Below are 14,398 nucleotides of genomic sequence, written 5' to 3'. Positions count from 1 at the left end.
TGGGCTCGAAGTTGAGGTTGAGCGGCGCGTATTCTGCCCTGTATTAGTGCTTAGCCGTTAGCTGGGTTTTTGCAAGGGTGAATTCCACGTTGCTGCCCCGACTCTACACCTGGTCAGAATAGTGCGTGTATTCAAGCGTAGCGCCTGAGGTTTGAGGGTGCCCGCTGGCGCCGCAGGCATAGGCGGCGAGCAGGTGGGACAGCAATGCGGGAAATCTCATCAGGGGTGCTCCAGACCGGAATTGATGGCCTAAGGTTAAGGGCCTGATGTTCGTCTGGCTGGTTGATTGTTTCGATTAATGCGATAGAGCATGACGCAGGTCATTGGAACTTTCATCGCTTTCGTGCAATCTGTATACAAGTTTTGTATTTTTTGTACCCTGACTCGGAGATAAACCATGTTTGCCAAAGTTGTTGCGGTATCCCTGTTGACTCTGGCCAGCGGCCAATTGCTGGCGGCTGAATGCAAAGTGACAGTCGATTCCACTGACCAGATGAGCTTTGACACCAAAGCCATTGAAATCGACAAGTCCTGCAAAACGTTCACGGTTGAGCTGAAACATTCCGGCAAACTGCCGAAAAATGTCATGGGCCATAACTGGGTATTGAGCAAAACGGCAGACATGGCGGGTATCGCCACAGACGGAATCAGCGCCGGGCTGGATAAAAACTACCTGAAGGAAGGTGACACTCGTGTCATCGCCCACACCAAGGTCATTGGCGCTGGCGAGACCGATTCGGTGACCTTCGACGTGTCGAAGCTGAACCCGGCTGAGTCGTATGAGTTCTTCTGCTCCTTCCCGGGCCACAACTCGATGATGAAAGGCACCGTGGTCCTCAAATAAGCCCCGGCACCTGCCTTTGAACAGCCCTGACGAGCCTTGTGCCGTCAGGGCTGTTTGCGTTCAGGTTCAAGCTTTGGAATCGGTCATCTTGAAAATACCTTGCGCGTTGCTGCTGTCGAAGTTCAGGTCGATTCGTCCGGTGTCGGGATCAACCTTGCGCTGAATGAACTCGACGAACGACCCCGGCACCGAGTGCGCGCGATAATGGCCTGCGGCATCGATCAGGCCCCGGCTGACCGTGCAGGCGCGATACGCGGTCTGCAGTACCCGGCCCGAGGCCGAGACTTCAATGCTGTCTTTCATGGGGCGCTGCAGGTCGTGCTGCTGCGCGACGCAGGCAGTCAGGTCGTGTACGCGGTCGGTCAGGTGGTTGAAGCTGTTGCCTTCGGTGGCAATCCAGGCCATTTCGGCGCTTTCCTTGAGCAGACACTGGTAGTCCGTTTCAAGCACCACCCCGTGCTGGCGCCCGAAGGCCCGGTACAGCGCCGGCAACACGGTTTGAGCTTCGTCGAGGCTGCAGTGGCGGGTGAGCTGCAGGCGTTTGAGGATGTTCAGGTGTTGCGCCTCCAGCGGGTCGAGGCTGGAGCTCACCACGCGGCTGACGGCCTGCTGGAAGGGTTCGCTGAAACGGCCAGGGTGTAATTCCGAGACAAAAAACTGGGCAATGTCTTCGGGCAAGTCCATCTGCCGATAGCCCCAGCCCGTCATGTTGAGCCGTGTCAGCGGGTAGGTGCGAACATCGGTGAAACCCAGCGGCTCCAGCAGACGAGCGAACGCCTGGCGACCACGGGGCAGCTCGCCATTGTCGGGCCAATCCACCGTGCGCAGGGCGCCGTGATCGAATACCACCTTGCGTCCGTGACGTGCCTGTTCTTCAACATAGCGTCGGCCATCCGGCACGGCATCCACCAGCTTGTGCAGCAAGCAGAGGTTCAGCGCTTCAGCGAGCCACACCCGGTGCAGCGCTTGCTCGCTCCAGCTGAAATCAAGCAATCCTTCAGGGACATCGACATGCTCGCGCAGCCAATGGGTGGCCGGCTGACCGAGCAGTGACTGGACTAGAGAGAACAGACCATCGAAAGAAGACATGGGGCAGGGCTCTGGCGACGAAATAGACGCTTATCAAAGCCTGATGGTGCGGACGCGACAAGCGAAAAAAAACGTGGGGTTCATTCCGTTTTTTCGTACGTCGATATTCTGTAGCCGCTGCCGATCAAGTCTGCAGGCCCTTCGCGCTTTTTTAAACACGAAGGGCCTGTGGCTCTTATCGCAGCCCGCGGCAGCGGCTACAGGGGGGCGTCACGGATCAAGGGGCGAGCGGCATCTCGCGCTTGTGCTGGGTTTTCTCGTAGGTCCTGCAGATGATGTCGAACGCGGCCTGACTGACCGGCTGGCCTTGCAGGAACGCATCGATTTCGGCGTAGGTGACGCCATGGGACGCTTCGTCCGGCTTGCCGGGTGCCAGGTCTTCAAGGTCGGCAGTCGGGATTTTCTCGACCAGCGACTCGGGTGCGCCGAAATACCGGGCAATGTCCCGCACCTGGTTTTTTACCAGGCCGCTCAACGGTGCCAGGTCGCACGAACCGTCGCCAAACTTGGTGAAGAAGCCCATCACCGCTTCGGCCGCGTGGTCGGTGCCGATGACCAGGCCGCCGGTAGCCCCCGCGATGGTGTATTGCGCCACCATGCGCATCCGCGCCTTGGTGTTGCCCAATACAAAGTCGACGGTGGCGTGGGGCTTGCCTTCGAACGCCGTGACTTCGGCGGCCAGGGCTTTGACTGCCGGGCCGATGTTGACGGTTTGGCGCTCGTCGGGGCTAATGAAATCGACCGCGGCGGTCGCATCGACTTCATCGTGTTGCGCCATGTAGGGCAGGCGCACGGCGATAAAGCGATACGCAGGATCGCCGGTCTGCTCGCGCAATTGCTTGACTGCGCGCTGGGCCATCAAGCCCGCAACCAGCGAGTCGACGCCTCCACTGATGCCCAGTACCAGGGTTTTAAGCCTGGCATTGTGCAGGCAGCACTGAATGAAGGTGATGCGTCGAGCGACCTCGGCCTCCAGGGCGGAGGTGTCTTTAAACGGCGGCTGGACCTTGAGGTCTTCAGCAATCTGCTGCTGTACGGCCTGCATGATTCACTCCTTTGGAGACTGTTCAGGAACATGGAAAACGTGGCGCAAGTAGGCGGCGAAGTTTGGATCGGAGCAATGGGTCTTGCCCGGCTCGTCTGAAATCTTCGCGACTGGCGAGCCATTGCAGGCGGTCATTTTAAGCACGATGCTCATCGGCTCGACACCCGGAATGTCACACGTCAGGTTGGTGCCGATACCAAAACTGACATTGATCCTGCCGCGCAGCGCCCGGAAAATTTCCAGTGCGCGGGGCAGCGTGAGGCTGTCTGAGAACACCAGGGTCTTGCTCATCGGGTCAATACCGAGACGGTGGTAATGGGCGATGCATTTTTCGGCCCACAGCACCGGGTCCCCCGAGTCGTGGCGCAAACCGTCGAACAGCTTGGCAAAGTACAGATCGAAGTCGGTGAGGAAAGCGTCCGTGGTGATGCAGTCCGTCAGCGCAATCCCCAGCAGGCCACGGTATTCGCGGACCCAGCAGTCGAGCGCGGCGCTTTGGCTGTCTATCAAGCGTGGGCCCAGCTGCTGGTGCGCCATGATCCATTCGTGGGCCATGGTGCCCAGCGGTTTCATGTCCAGTTCTCGGGACAGATTGACGTTGCTGGTGCCGACAAAGCGCCCGGGGAAGTCATGCTTGAGCACGTTGACCACTTCTTCTTGTACGCGGTACGAGAAGCGTCGACGTGTGCCGAAATCGGCGACTTGCAGTTCGGCCAGCTCGTCTGCGCTGGCGTTGGCCTGCAGCCAGTCAAACTTGCGATACAGCTGCTCGCGGGCCTGGGACAGCACCGTGCCGGCATAGCGGGAACGGTTGCGCACTTCGCTGACAATCGCCAGCAAAGGCACTTCAAACAGAATGACATGCAGCCACGGGCCACGCAGACGGATAAACAGTTCGCCGTTTTCGATCCCGGTGTGTACGTAGCGCATATTGAAGCGGAACAGGCCCAGGAAGCGGATGAAGTCTGGCTTCATGAACGTGATGCGCTCCAGGAACCCCAGTTGATCCTGGCTCATGCTCAACTCGCCCAGACGTTCGATCTGGTGGCGAATTTCGTTCAGGTACGGGCGCAAGTCTTCGCTGTTACGGCAGCGGAACTCCCATTCGACTTCCACATTGGGATAGTTGTGCAGCACCGCCTGCATCATGGTCAATTTGTAGAAATCGGTGTCGAGCAGGTTCTGCACGATGTGATCGGCAAACACACTCTCGCTCATAGCGGCTATCTCCATGCTGGCCGTGCCTGATGACCACGACATTCAGCTCTTTCAATGAATGGTGCTAGTGGCGCATATCCGCAGGCGGTATTGCCAGTGGTTTTTGTCCGGCGAGGCATTTCCTCGCGGCTACAGGGTGTGCGGGTCTTCCAGTTGCTCCAGCATCCACGCGACAAAATCCCGGACTTTGGGTACGCCCGCTGAATGCTCGGGGTAGGCGAGGTAATACGCGTCCTGGCTGGGCATCGGGTGCTGCCAGGCGATCACCAGCTTGCCCTCGGCCAATTCTTCTTCCACCAGGAACCGTGGCAACAGCGCGACACCACAGCCCACCTGAGCTGCGCGGATGCACATATAGAAGGTGTCAAAGCGGGGGCCGTGATAGCTGTGATCGGTGCGATAACCCTGGCTCTCGAACCATTCATGCCAGGCCTGTGGGCGTGAGGCGTTCTGCAGCAGTACCAGATCGGTCAACTGTGTCGGGTCTGTGAACGGGGTGGCCGGCAAACTGGCGGGTGCACACACGGCCACCAGCTCTTCACCAAACAGCTTCAGGCATTCGGTGCCGGGTCGAGATGCCTGGCCAAAATAAAACGCCAGATCGCTGCGACCTTGCAGCAAGTCATCGGCCTCCTGCTCGTTGCACAGGTCCAGATGAATCTGCGGATGGCGCAGCCGCCAGCCCTTTAGCCGGGGTACCAGCCAGCGAGCGCCGAAAGTCGAGGGCGTCGACACCCGCAACACTTCGGTTTCACCCCCATAAGAACGCAGGGTATGGGTCGACATCTCGATTTTGGTGAGGATATTTCGGACTTCGACCAGATACAAATCACCGGCAGGTGTCAGTTGTAAGCGACGGCGTACGCGGCGAAACAGCAAGTGCTGTAGCAGCTCTTCCAGTTGCGCCACCTGTTTGCTGACGGCGCTCTGGGTCAGATTCAGTTCTTCTGCGGCGCGGGTGAAGCTCAAGTGACGGGTGACCGCCTCAAAACACTGCAAGGCAGTGATTGACGGCAGATGGCGTTTATTGAGCATAAAAGGGCCCTCGTACGTGATGTGGGGTGACGTTACCAGCGCAGCATGAATTTTTGGAATGATATCTGGCTTAAAGGTCGTTTGTTGCCGTCCGTCGACCCGGCTACAACTAATGGCCTGAGCCGTTGTGCGCGGCGAACCATTTTTCAGTTCAAGGAGTGCTTCCATGATTGCCGCATTACTGGATCGTCTAGGTGTGAACCCCGCCCTCTACCAGCAAGGCAGCCAAGCGGTTCACACGCCGATTGACGGCAGCCGGATCGGCGCCGTGCACTGGGAAGGTGCCGCCGAGGCCGAGCAACACGTCACCCGTGCCGAGCATGCATTCGAGGCCTGGCGCCAAGTACCCGCGCCACGCCGTGGCGAACTGGTGCGCCAGTTTGGCGACTTGCTGCGCGAGTACAAGGCGGACCTGGGGGAGCTGGTGTCCTGGGAGGCGGGCAAGATCACCCAGGAAGGCCTGGGTGAGGTCCAGGAAATGATCGACATCTGCGATTTCGCAGTGGGCCTGTCGCGCCAGCTTTATGGTTTGACCATTGCCTCCGAGCGTCCGGGTCACCACATGCGCGAATCCTGGCACCCGCTGGGTGTGGTCGGGGTGATCAGCGCCTTCAACTTCCCGGTTGCGGTCTGGGCCTGGAACACTACGCTGGCACTGGTGTGCGGCAACGCGGTGATCTGGAAACCGTCCGAGAAAACCCCGCTTACCGCGCTGGCCTGCCAGGCCTTGTTTGATCGGGTCCTGAGCGGATTCGACGATGCACCCCCGTACCTCAGCCAAGTGATTATTGGCGGGCGTGACGCCGGCGAAGCCCTGGTGGATGACCCGCGTGTAGCGCTGATCAGCGCCACTGGCAGCACCCGTATGGGACGTGAAGTAGCTCCGAAGATCGCCGCACGGTTCGCTCGCAGCATTCTGGAACTGGGCGGCAATAACGCCATGATCCTCGCCCCGAGTGCGGATCTGGACATGGCCGTCCGGGCGATTCTGTTCAGTGCCGTGGGCACCGCAGGCCAGCGTTGTACCAGCCTGCGCCGGTTGATCGCCCATGAGTCGGTCAAGGAAGAAATCGTCACCCGGCTCAAGGCAGCCTATTCCAGGGTGCGCATTGGCCACCCGCTGGAAGGCAACCTGGTTGGGCCGCTGATCGACAAACGCAGCTTTGAAAACATGCAGGATGCGCTGGAGCAGGCGTTGAGCGAAGGCGGGCGAGTGTTTGGCGGAGAGCGCCAATTGACCGACCAATACCCGCATGCCTACTACGTGTCCCCGGCGATCGTCGAGATGCCGGAGCAGAGCGATGTGGTTTGCAATGAAACCTTTGCACCGATCCTGTACGTCGTGGGCTACACCGACTTTGCCGAAGCCGTACGCCTGAACAATGCGGTGCCACAGGGGTTGTCATCGTGCATCTTCACCACAGACGTGCGAGAGGCCGAGCAATTCATGTCTGCCACCGGCAGTGACTGCGGCATTGCCAACGTCAATATTGGCCCGAGCGGCGCCGAGATCGGCGGTGCCTTCGGTGGCGAAAAAGAAACCGGTGGCGGTCGAGAATCCGGTTCTGATGCCTGGCGCGGCTACATGCGCCGCCAGACCAACACCATCAACTATTCGTTGGAGCTGCCGCTGGCGCAGGGGATAACGTTCGATTGAGGTGATGCAAACCCTCTCTTTCGGGAGAGGGTCAGGGGCTTTTGATTCTGGTTAGGTTTCATTTTTGGAGCTTGGCAATGCCTTTACGCGAACAATGTCTGTGGGAAAACCTCACACCTCAACGTCCCCAATCACCCACTTTCAAAGGGGAGTTGAGCGTTGATGTGTGTGTGATAGGCGCCGGTATCACGGGGCTGTCAGCTGCAATCCATCTGCTGGAACAGGGCAAAACTGTCTGTGTACTTGAAGCTCACCGTACCGGACACGGTGGTTCAGGGCGCAATGTGGGGCTGGTCAATGCCGGGATGTGGATCCCGCCCGATGAGATCGAGGCCGGTTTTGGCCCCGCGGTCGGCAGTCAGCTCAATCGCATGCTCGGGGCGGCACCGTCTCTGGTATTCAGCCTGATCGATAAATACCGCATTGACTGCCAACTGCGTCGCGAAGGCACGCTGCACATGGCCCATAACGCCAAGGGTGAGGCTGATTTGCGCAGCCGCGAACAGCAATGGAAACGCCGGGGGGCTCCTGTTGAATTGTTAACGGGCGCGGCCTGCGAAGCGGCCACCGGCACCCCCAAAATCGCCGCGGCTTTGCTCGATCGGCGGGCCGGAACCTTGAATCCCATGGCTTATACCTCGGGCCTGGCCAAGACCGCCAGCGAGTTGGGCGGGCGCCTGTTCGACCAATCGCCTGTCACCCGGCTTGAGCGTCAGGGCCAGCGCTGGTCCGTGCAAACCGCCGAGGGTGCTGTCAGCGCCGAACAGGTGGTGCTGGCCTCCAACGCCTATACCGAGGGTGAATGGACCGACTTGCGGCGTAATTTTTTCCCGGGTTATTACTATCAGGTCGCCTCCAAACCTCTGACGGATGACACCGGCCAACGCATCTTGCCGGGTGGCCAGGGCTCGTGGGACACCCGTCAGGTGCTGAGCAGCATTCGTCGGGACGCTGAGGGCCGTCTGCTATTGGGCAGCCTGGGAAATGGCAATCAAAAACCCGCGTGGTTTCTCAAAGCGTGGGCTGACCGTGTGCAACAGCATTACTTTCCGTATTTGAAGGGTGTGGAGTGGGAGTGCACCTGGACCGGCTGTATTGCCTTCACCCCCGATCACCTGATGCGGTTGTTCGAGCCGGCACCCGGTCTGGTGGCCGTGACCGGTTACAACGGGCGAGGCGTAACGACCGGTACGGTGGTGGGCAAGGCTTTTGCCGATTACTTGTGTAGCGGTGATGCCAGTGCGCTGCCCATTCCGTTTGCGCCCATGCAGCCGCTGGCTGGCGCGGGCCTGCGCAGTTGTTTGTATGAGGCCGGTTTTTCGCTTTATCACGCCGGGCAATGCTTGCGAATTGTGATCTGAGCAGAATTATCTGACTGCCCGACCAACGTTTAGCCCGCCAGCGACTAGCCTTAAAAGGTGCCGCCTGTAGCAGTCGCGCACCGAGAGTGTGCAGATCGGTGACGCATCGGGTTACAGGGCGGTTGCGCAGCGCAGGGCTACCCGGTTGCAACGCCTCATGTGGGCGGTGTAACCGATGAGTGATTGATGGTTTCACCTTCCTTGGTTTAGACGGTTGCACGCCCAATGAAAATGGGCTCGAAACAGTCGATATAACAACAATACAGCGGCTTTTTTAAGAATAAAAAACCACTGGCACGCGGCTTGCTCAGCAGTTTGTGTGAAGTCGCAGTGCCAACTAAAAAAACTCAGGAGCACCACCTCATGTCGCAGACGTTCTACAAGAAAGGTTTTCTGGCTCTCGCAGTGGCTACTGCGTTGGGTGTTTCTTCGTTTGTTCAGGCGGATGTGAAAATCGGTGTGGCGGGCCCGATGACCGGCGCCAACGCAGCATTTGGCGAGCAGTACATGAAGGGGGCACAGGCCGCGGCGGACGCAATCAATGCCAAGGGCGGCGTCAACGGCGAGAAGATCGTGCTGATCAAGGCTGACGATGCCTGTGAGCCCAAACAGGCCGTTGCTGTGGCCAACCGCTTGGTGGATCAGGATGAGGTGATTGGGGTTGTAGGGCATTTCTGCTCGTCATCGACCATTCCTGCGTCTGAGGTGTACGACGAAGCCGGGGTGATTGCGATCACGCCCGGTTCGACCAACCCCGCCGTAACTGAGCGAGGCTTGGGGGCGATGTTCCGTATGTGCGGGCGTGACGATCAGCAAGGGATTGTCGCGGCGGACTACATTGTCGACGTCCTGAAAGGCAAAAAAGTCGTGGTGCTGCACGACAAGGACACTTACGGCCAGGGCCTGGCGGATGCGACCAAGGCTCAACTGGAAAAACGCGGCGTAAAACCTGTTCTGTATGAAGGCCTGACCCGTGGCGAGAAAGACTTCAGCGCCGTGGTGACCAAGATCCGTGCAGCCGGGGCTGACGTCGTGTACTTCGGCGGCCTGCACCCGGAAGCCGGTCCGCTGGTACGCCAGTTGCGTGAACAAGGCCTTAAAGACGTGAAGTTCATGTCCGATGACGGCGTGGTAACCGATGAACTGGTGACGACTGCAGGTGGCCCGCAATACGTAGAAGGTGTGTACATGACCTTCGGTGCTGACCCGCGCCTGCTGCCGGACAGCAAGGCCGTAGTGGACCAGTTCCGTAAAGCCGGAACCGAGCCGGAAGGCTACACCTTGTACGCCTATGCTTCGGTTCAGGCCCTGGCTGATGCCTTCAATGGCGCCAAGTCCAACAAAGGTGAGGACGCCGCCAAGTGGCTCAAGGCCAACCCGGTCAAAACCGTAATGGGCGAGAAAGCCTGGGACAGCAAGGGCGACCTCAAGGTCTCTGACTACGTGATGTACCAGTGGGACAAAGACGGCAAATATCACCAGCTGGAAAAACAGAAGTGAGATGAGTCCCTTGCCTGAACCACGCTTCGGCTGCGGTTCGGGCAGGAACGAAAGTGCATCACCGGTCTTTTTTTCCAGGAGCGGCGCAAGCAGTGCCACCCGGGTCGTCGGCTGACGGCAAGGGTGGCGCGTGGCTGCGCCAATGCTCAAATGCGTGAGATTGCGTTATGGACGGTATCTTCCTACAGCAACTGCTGAACGGCCTGACCTTAGGGTCTGTTTACGGCCTGATTGCCATCGGCTACACAATGGTCTACGGCATCATCGGCATGATTAACTTCGCCCACGGCGAGGTGTACATGATCTCTGCTTACCTCGCGGCGATCAGTCTGGCTCTGTTGGCATACTTCGGCATTGAGTCCTTCCCGCTGCTGATGTTGGGTACCTTGATTTTCACCGTGGTGGTCACTGGCGTGTATGGCTGGGTGATCGAGCGCGTGGCTTACAAACCCCTGCGAAACTCCACACGGCTGGCGCCCTTGATCAGCGCCATCGGTATTTCCCTGATCCTGCAGAACTACGTGCAAATCGCCCAAGGCTCTCGCCAGCAAGGGGTTCCAACGTTGCTGAGTGGTGCCTGGCGAGTCGATATAGGCACGGGCTTTGTGCAACTCACCTACACCAAGGTCTTCATCTTGATTGCCGCCTTTGTAGGGATGGGCGTGCTGACCTACATCATCAAGTTCACCAAGCTTGGCCGCATGTGCCGTGCGACACAGCAAGACCGCAAGATGGCGTCGATCTTGGGGATCAATACCGACCGCGTGATCTCCTATGTGTTTGTCATCGGTGCCGCCATGGCTGCTCTGGCCGGTGTCTTGATCACCATGAACTACGGCACCTTCGACTTCTATGCCGGGTTCATCATCGGGATCAAGGCGTTTACCGCTGCGGTACTCGGCGGGATCGGATCACTGCCCGGCGCCATGTTGGGGGGGATCATCCTGGGGATTTCCGAGTCGCTTTTTGCCGGGTTGATTAACTCGGATTACAAGGACGTGTTCAGTTTCTCACTGCTGGTGCTGATCCTGATTTTCCGTCCTCAAGGCCTGCTGGGTCGTCCTCTCGTGGCGAAGGTGTAAGTATGTCTGCAGCCATTAACAAGCCGATTGATCTTAAAAGAAGCCTTGTCGATTCGATCCTCGCCGGATTGATTTCATTGATTGTGTTCGGGCCTATCGTAGGCGTGGTGCTCGACGGTTACAGCTTTAACTTGCAACCGGCACGCGTCGGTTGGCTGGTGGCAATCGTGATGGTGGGGCGTTTTTTCCTCAGCCTGTTTTTGCAAACGGCCAAAGGGTTGAAAATCCTTCAGGGGTTTGAATCCAGCGGCTCCGGTGTGCATGTACTGCCGCCTGACTATAAAACGCGTCTGCGCTGGATTGTCCCGCTGCTGATCGTGATTGCCATCGTGTTTCCGTTCTTTGCCAACAAATACCTGCTGACGGTGGTGATTCTCGGTCTGATCTACGTGCTGCTCGGCCTGGGGCTGAACATCGTAGTGGGGCTGGCAGGGCTGCTCGACCTGGGCTACGTCGCGTTCTACGCCATCGGCGCTTATGGTCTGGCGCTGGGTTACCAGTATCTGGGGTTGGGCTTTTGGACGGTGTTGCCGCTGGCGGCGATTGCGGCAGCGATGGCGGGGTGCATTCTGGGATTTCCGGTGTTACGAATGCATGGGGATTACCTGGCAATCGTGACCCTGGGCTTCGGTGAAATCATCCGTCTGGTGCTCAATAACTGGCTGTCGTTTACCGGCGGCCCGAACGGGATGCCGGTGCCTTCGCCCACGTTTTTCGGGCTGGAGTTCGGGCGTCGAGCCAAAGATGGCGGGGTGCCGTTCCATGAGTTCTTTGGTCTGGCCTACAACCCCAACATCAAGTTCCTGTTTATCTACATCGTGCTGTTCCTGGTGGTGCTGTTGGTGCTCTACATCAAGCATCGCTTGACCCGCATGCCTGTCGGTCGCGCCTGGGAGGCGTTGCGCGAAGATGAGATCGCCTGCCGTGCCATGGGCCTCAATCACGTACTGGTCAAGCTTTCGGCATTCACCCTCGGCGCTTCCACTGCGGGTCTGGCCGGTGTGTTCTTTGCCAGCTACCAAGGGTTTGTTAACCCGTCGTCGTTTACCTTCTTTGAGTCGGCGCTGATCCTCGCGATTGTAGTGCTGGGCGGCATGGGCTCGACGGTCGGCGTGGTCATCGCTGCATTCGTACTGACCGTGGCCCCGGAGTTGCTGCGCAGTTTTGCCGAATACCGGGTGCTGTTGTTTGGCGTGCTCATGGTGTTGATGATGATTTGGCGTCCGCGTGGCTTGATCCGGATCAGCCGCGTCGGTGTGACGCCACGTAAGGGGGTCGCGCCATGAACGAACACCCGAACAATGACGAGATCGTGCTTTCGGTCGACAAGCTGATGATGCATTTCGGTGGCATCAAAGCTTTGAGCGATGTCAGCCTCCAGGTCAAACGCAACTCGATTTTTGCCCTGATCGGCCCGAATGGCGCGGGCAAAACCACAGTGTTCAACTGCCTTACCGGCTTTTACAAGGCATCCGGCGGCAAGATCGAACTCAATGCCCGTGGCACTCGTACCAATGTGATCAAACTGCTGGGCGAGCCGTTCCGCCTGACCGACTTTGTATCGCCCAAGAGGTTTGCCAGCCGGCTCTATTACAAGATGTTCGGTGGGACTCACCTGGTGAATCGCGCCGGCCTGGCTCGAACCTTCCAGAACATTCGGCTGTTCAAGGAAATGTCCGTGCTGGAAAACCTGCTGGTGGCGCAGCACATGTGGGTCAACCGCAACATGCTGGCCGGCATCCTCAACACCAAGGGCTATCGCAAGGCTGAGAGCGATGCACTGGACCACGCGTTTTACTGGCTGGAGGTGGTGGATCTGGTGGACTGCGCTAACCGTCTGGCGGGCGAGTTGTCCTACGGCCAGCAGCGACGCCTGGAAATCGCCCGTGCCATGTGTACGCGGCCGCAAATCATCTGTCTGGATGAACCGGCGGCGGGTCTCAACCCTCAGGAAACCGAAGCATTGAGCGCGATGATTCGCCTGTTGCGTGACGAACACGACCTGACGGTGGTGCTGATCGAGCACGACATGGGCATGGTCATGAGCATTTCCGACCACATCGTGGTGCTCGACCACGGCAACGTGATTGCCCAAGGGGGGCCTGAAGCCATTCGCAACGACCCGAAAGTGATTGCTGCCTACCTTGGCGCAGACGAAGAGGAGCTGATATGACGAGCACGATCCTCGAACTCAAGGAACTGGACGTGCATTACGGGCCGATCCAGGCGCTGAAAAAAGTGTCGATGCACATTGAAGAGGGCGAGACCGTCAGCTTGATTGGCTCCAACGGCGCGGGCAAATCGACGTTGTTGATGTCGATTTTTGGCCAGCCGCGTGCCAGTGGCGGGCAGATCCTCTACCAGGGCGTAGACATCACCCAGAAATCCTCGCACTACATTGCTTCCAATGGCATTGCCCAGTCGCCGGAAGGGCGTCGCGTGTTCCCGGACATGTCGGTTGAGGAAAACCTGTTGATGGGCACCATCCCCATTGGTGACAAATACGCTGACGAAGACATGCAGCGCATGTTCGAACTGTTCCCGCGGCTCAAAGAGCGGCGTAATCAGCGGGCGATGACCATGTCTGGTGGAGAGCAGCAAATGCTCGCCATTGCCCGGGCGTTGATGAGTCGGCCCAAGTTGCTGTTGCTGGATGAGCCCAGCCTCGGGTTGGCACCCATCGTGGTGAAGCAGATTTTCTCCACGCTCCGGGAGCTGGCAAAGACCGGTATGACCATCTTTCTGGTCGAGCAAAACGCCAACCATGCCCTGCGCCTGTCCGACCGCGCCTACGTAATGGTCAACGGTGAAATCCGCCTGACCGGCAGCGGCAAGGAACTGTTGAGCAATGAGGAGGTTCGCAACGCTTATTTGGGCGGGCATTAACAGCCGTTACCAGCAGGCGCGAGCATGCCATCCCTTCAGCCCCTTAAGTGGGGCTTTTTTATTGTTCTACAAAGCGCACTTGAAATTGTGGAAAACAATATTGCAACCCTACTAAAGCGCGACATAAAGACGCTGTAAATCGCTGTTTTTCATCATTTTGACTTGTCCCCGTTTGCTGTGGAGGTGGCTGTGGGTAACGTGGGAGTAGTTGGCTGCAGCCCTTTGTTTTCGTGGTCTGCAGGCTTGTGATCGTTTTTTGATCAGTGGTTTTTGCTCAAGTGGTCGGGGGATTTGTCAACAGATTTGTTCAGCAAAAAGGGCCGATCCAAAAAGCTGCCCGGCCTGTGGATAAGTCTGTGGTTAAACTCTGGAAAGAACGCCGTGGGCAGCGTAATGACTGGCTTCTGGCTATCTGTCCGCAATCACCGGGTTGCACCTTTTCAGGGCGCCTGCATGTCAGTCATGTTCAGGTCAAGTTAAAAACACTTCAGTTCGGGCTATACCCCTTGTGTACAAAGGCTTTGAGCTCGTTCGACTTGCCCCCAAAGACTGTGGACGGGCCTGTGGATAAGGTGAGTGCATAGTGCTCCAGCCCTTATTCCGCGTGGCCTGGTGAGTGTTGGTTATTTTTCGTACAGTTCGTGACGGAAACTTCAGCCCCGGGTTGCCGCCCAATCGCAG

At 58.2% G+C, this 14,398-nt stretch carries 12 protein-coding genes; 8 read left to right on the top strand and 4 right to left on the bottom strand.

Going from position 1 to position 14,398, the window contains the following annotated elements; all coding sequences use genetic code 11:
* Nucleotides 1–397 precede the first annotated feature (397 nt).
* On the top strand, nt 398–844 hold the full coding sequence (gene azu, locus AWM69_RS16395; RefSeq protein WP_048382740.1) for an azurin: 447 nt from the start codon (nt 398–400) through the stop codon (nt 842–844).
* 66 nt (nt 845–910) lie between these two features.
* On the opposite strand, the gene AWM69_RS16390 is transcribed toward azu, so the two are convergent.
* The 4 genes from AWM69_RS16390 to AWM69_RS16375 form a co-directional block, all read right to left on the bottom strand.
* A complete protein-coding gene (locus AWM69_RS16390; RefSeq protein ID WP_218727559.1) occupies nt 911–1,933 on the bottom strand; it encodes a DUF1338 domain-containing protein in 1,023 nt (340 codons plus the stop codon).
* A 217-nt stretch (nt 1,934–2,150) separates the two neighbouring features.
* Nucleotides 2,151–2,978 (bottom strand): ammonia-dependent NAD(+) synthetase, encoded by an 828-nt coding sequence (gene nadE, locus AWM69_RS16385; RefSeq protein WP_218727557.1) that lies wholly within the window; start codon nt 2,976–2,978, stop codon nt 2,151–2,153.
* Between the two features lie 3 nt (nt 2,979–2,981).
* Nucleotides 2,982–4,196, bottom strand: coding sequence for a nicotinate phosphoribosyltransferase (gene pncB / locus AWM69_RS16380; RefSeq protein WP_048382737.1), 1,215 nt, complete (start codon nt 4,194–4,196; stop codon nt 2,982–2,984).
* A 129-nt stretch (nt 4,197–4,325) separates the two neighbouring features.
* Nucleotides 4,326–5,231 (bottom strand): LysR family transcriptional regulator, encoded by a 906-nt coding sequence (locus tag AWM69_RS16375; RefSeq protein WP_218727555.1) that lies wholly within the window; start codon nt 5,229–5,231, stop codon nt 4,326–4,328.
* Between the two features lie 166 nt (nt 5,232–5,397).
* Here AWM69_RS16375 and AWM69_RS16370 point away from each other — a divergent pair, with 166 nt between their 5' ends.
* From AWM69_RS16370 to AWM69_RS16340, 7 genes are all read left to right on the top strand, one after another.
* On the top strand, nt 5,398–6,888 hold the full coding sequence (locus tag AWM69_RS16370; RefSeq protein WP_218727553.1) for an aldehyde dehydrogenase family protein: 1,491 nt from the start codon (nt 5,398–5,400) through the stop codon (nt 6,886–6,888).
* Nucleotides 6,889–6,965: 77 nt separating this feature from the next.
* Nucleotides 6,966–8,249 carry an FAD-binding oxidoreductase gene (locus AWM69_RS16365; protein WP_218727551.1) on the top strand — a complete coding sequence of 428 codons (1,284 nt, stop codon included), beginning with the start codon at nt 6,966–6,968 and terminating at the stop codon, nt 8,247–8,249.
* Between the two features lie 363 nt (nt 8,250–8,612).
* Complete coding sequence (locus tag AWM69_RS16360; protein ID WP_048382733.1) at nt 8,613–9,749, top strand: ABC transporter substrate-binding protein; 1,137 nt, start codon at nt 8,613–8,615, stop codon at nt 9,747–9,749.
* Nucleotides 9,750–9,916: 167 nt separating this feature from the next.
* Nucleotides 9,917–10,831, top strand: coding sequence for a branched-chain amino acid ABC transporter permease LivH (locus AWM69_RS16355; protein WP_131653613.1), 915 nt, complete (start codon nt 9,917–9,919; stop codon nt 10,829–10,831).
* A gap of 2 nt (nt 10,832–10,833) precedes the next feature.
* The gene (gene livM / locus AWM69_RS16350; RefSeq protein WP_131653612.1) at nt 10,834–12,117 is read left to right on the top strand and encodes a high-affinity branched-chain amino acid ABC transporter permease LivM; all 1,284 of its coding nucleotides are present in this window, start codon (nt 10,834–10,836) and stop codon (nt 12,115–12,117) included.
* Entirely contained in the window at nt 12,114–13,004 is an 891-nt protein-coding gene (locus tag AWM69_RS16345) for an ABC transporter ATP-binding protein (protein ID WP_218727549.1), read from the top strand. Before livM ends, AWM69_RS16345 begins: the two co-directional genes overlap by 4 nt.
* A complete protein-coding gene (locus tag AWM69_RS16340) occupies nt 13,001–13,717 on the top strand; it encodes an ABC transporter ATP-binding protein (protein WP_131653610.1) in 717 nt (238 codons plus the stop codon). Before AWM69_RS16345 ends, AWM69_RS16340 begins: the two co-directional genes overlap by 4 nt.
* Nucleotides 13,718–14,398 lie beyond the last annotated feature (681 nt).

It is taken from the genome of Pseudomonas sp. D1HM (genome assembly GCF_019266105.1).
GTDB lineage: Bacteria > Pseudomonadota > Gammaproteobacteria > Pseudomonadales > Pseudomonadaceae > Aquipseudomonas > Aquipseudomonas taetrolens.
This window is presented reverse-complemented; position numbering and strand designations above follow the sequence as displayed.

What these genes read in the sequence shown, in the direction of transcription:
- AWM69_RS16340 (WP_131653610.1), top strand. Translation starts at nt 13,001, where the DNA reads ATGACGAGCACGATCCTCGAACTCAAGGAACTGGACGTGCATTACGGG.
- AWM69_RS16370 (WP_218727553.1), top strand. Translation starts at nt 5,398, where the DNA reads ATGATTGCCGCATTACTGGATCGTCTAGGTGTGAACCCCGCCCTCTAC.
- livM (WP_131653612.1), top strand. Translation starts at nt 10,834, where the DNA reads ATGTCTGCAGCCATTAACAAGCCGATTGATCTTAAAAGAAGCCTTGTC.
- AWM69_RS16365 (WP_218727551.1), top strand. Translation starts at nt 6,966, where the DNA reads ATGCCTTTACGCGAACAATGTCTGTGGGAAAACCTCACACCTCAACGT.
- AWM69_RS16375 (WP_218727555.1), bottom strand. Translation starts at nt 5,231, where the DNA reads ATGCTCAATAAACGCCATCTGCCGTCAATCACTGCCTTGCAGTGTTTT.
- pncB (WP_048382737.1), bottom strand. Translation starts at nt 4,196, where the DNA reads ATGAGCGAGAGTGTGTTTGCCGATCACATCGTGCAGAACCTGCTCGAC.
- nadE (WP_218727557.1), bottom strand. Translation starts at nt 2,978, where the DNA reads ATGCAGGCCGTACAGCAGCAGATTGCTGAAGACCTCAAGGTCCAGCCG.
- AWM69_RS16390 (WP_218727559.1), bottom strand. Translation starts at nt 1,933, where the DNA reads ATGTCTTCTTTCGATGGTCTGTTCTCTCTAGTCCAGTCACTGCTCGGT.
- AWM69_RS16355 (WP_131653613.1), top strand. Translation starts at nt 9,917, where the DNA reads ATGGACGGTATCTTCCTACAGCAACTGCTGAACGGCCTGACCTTAGGG.
- azu (WP_048382740.1), top strand. Translation starts at nt 398, where the DNA reads ATGTTTGCCAAAGTTGTTGCGGTATCCCTGTTGACTCTGGCCAGCGGC.
- AWM69_RS16345 (WP_218727549.1), top strand. Translation starts at nt 12,114, where the DNA reads ATGAACGAACACCCGAACAATGACGAGATCGTGCTTTCGGTCGACAAG.
- AWM69_RS16360 (WP_048382733.1), top strand. Translation starts at nt 8,613, where the DNA reads ATGTCGCAGACGTTCTACAAGAAAGGTTTTCTGGCTCTCGCAGTGGCT.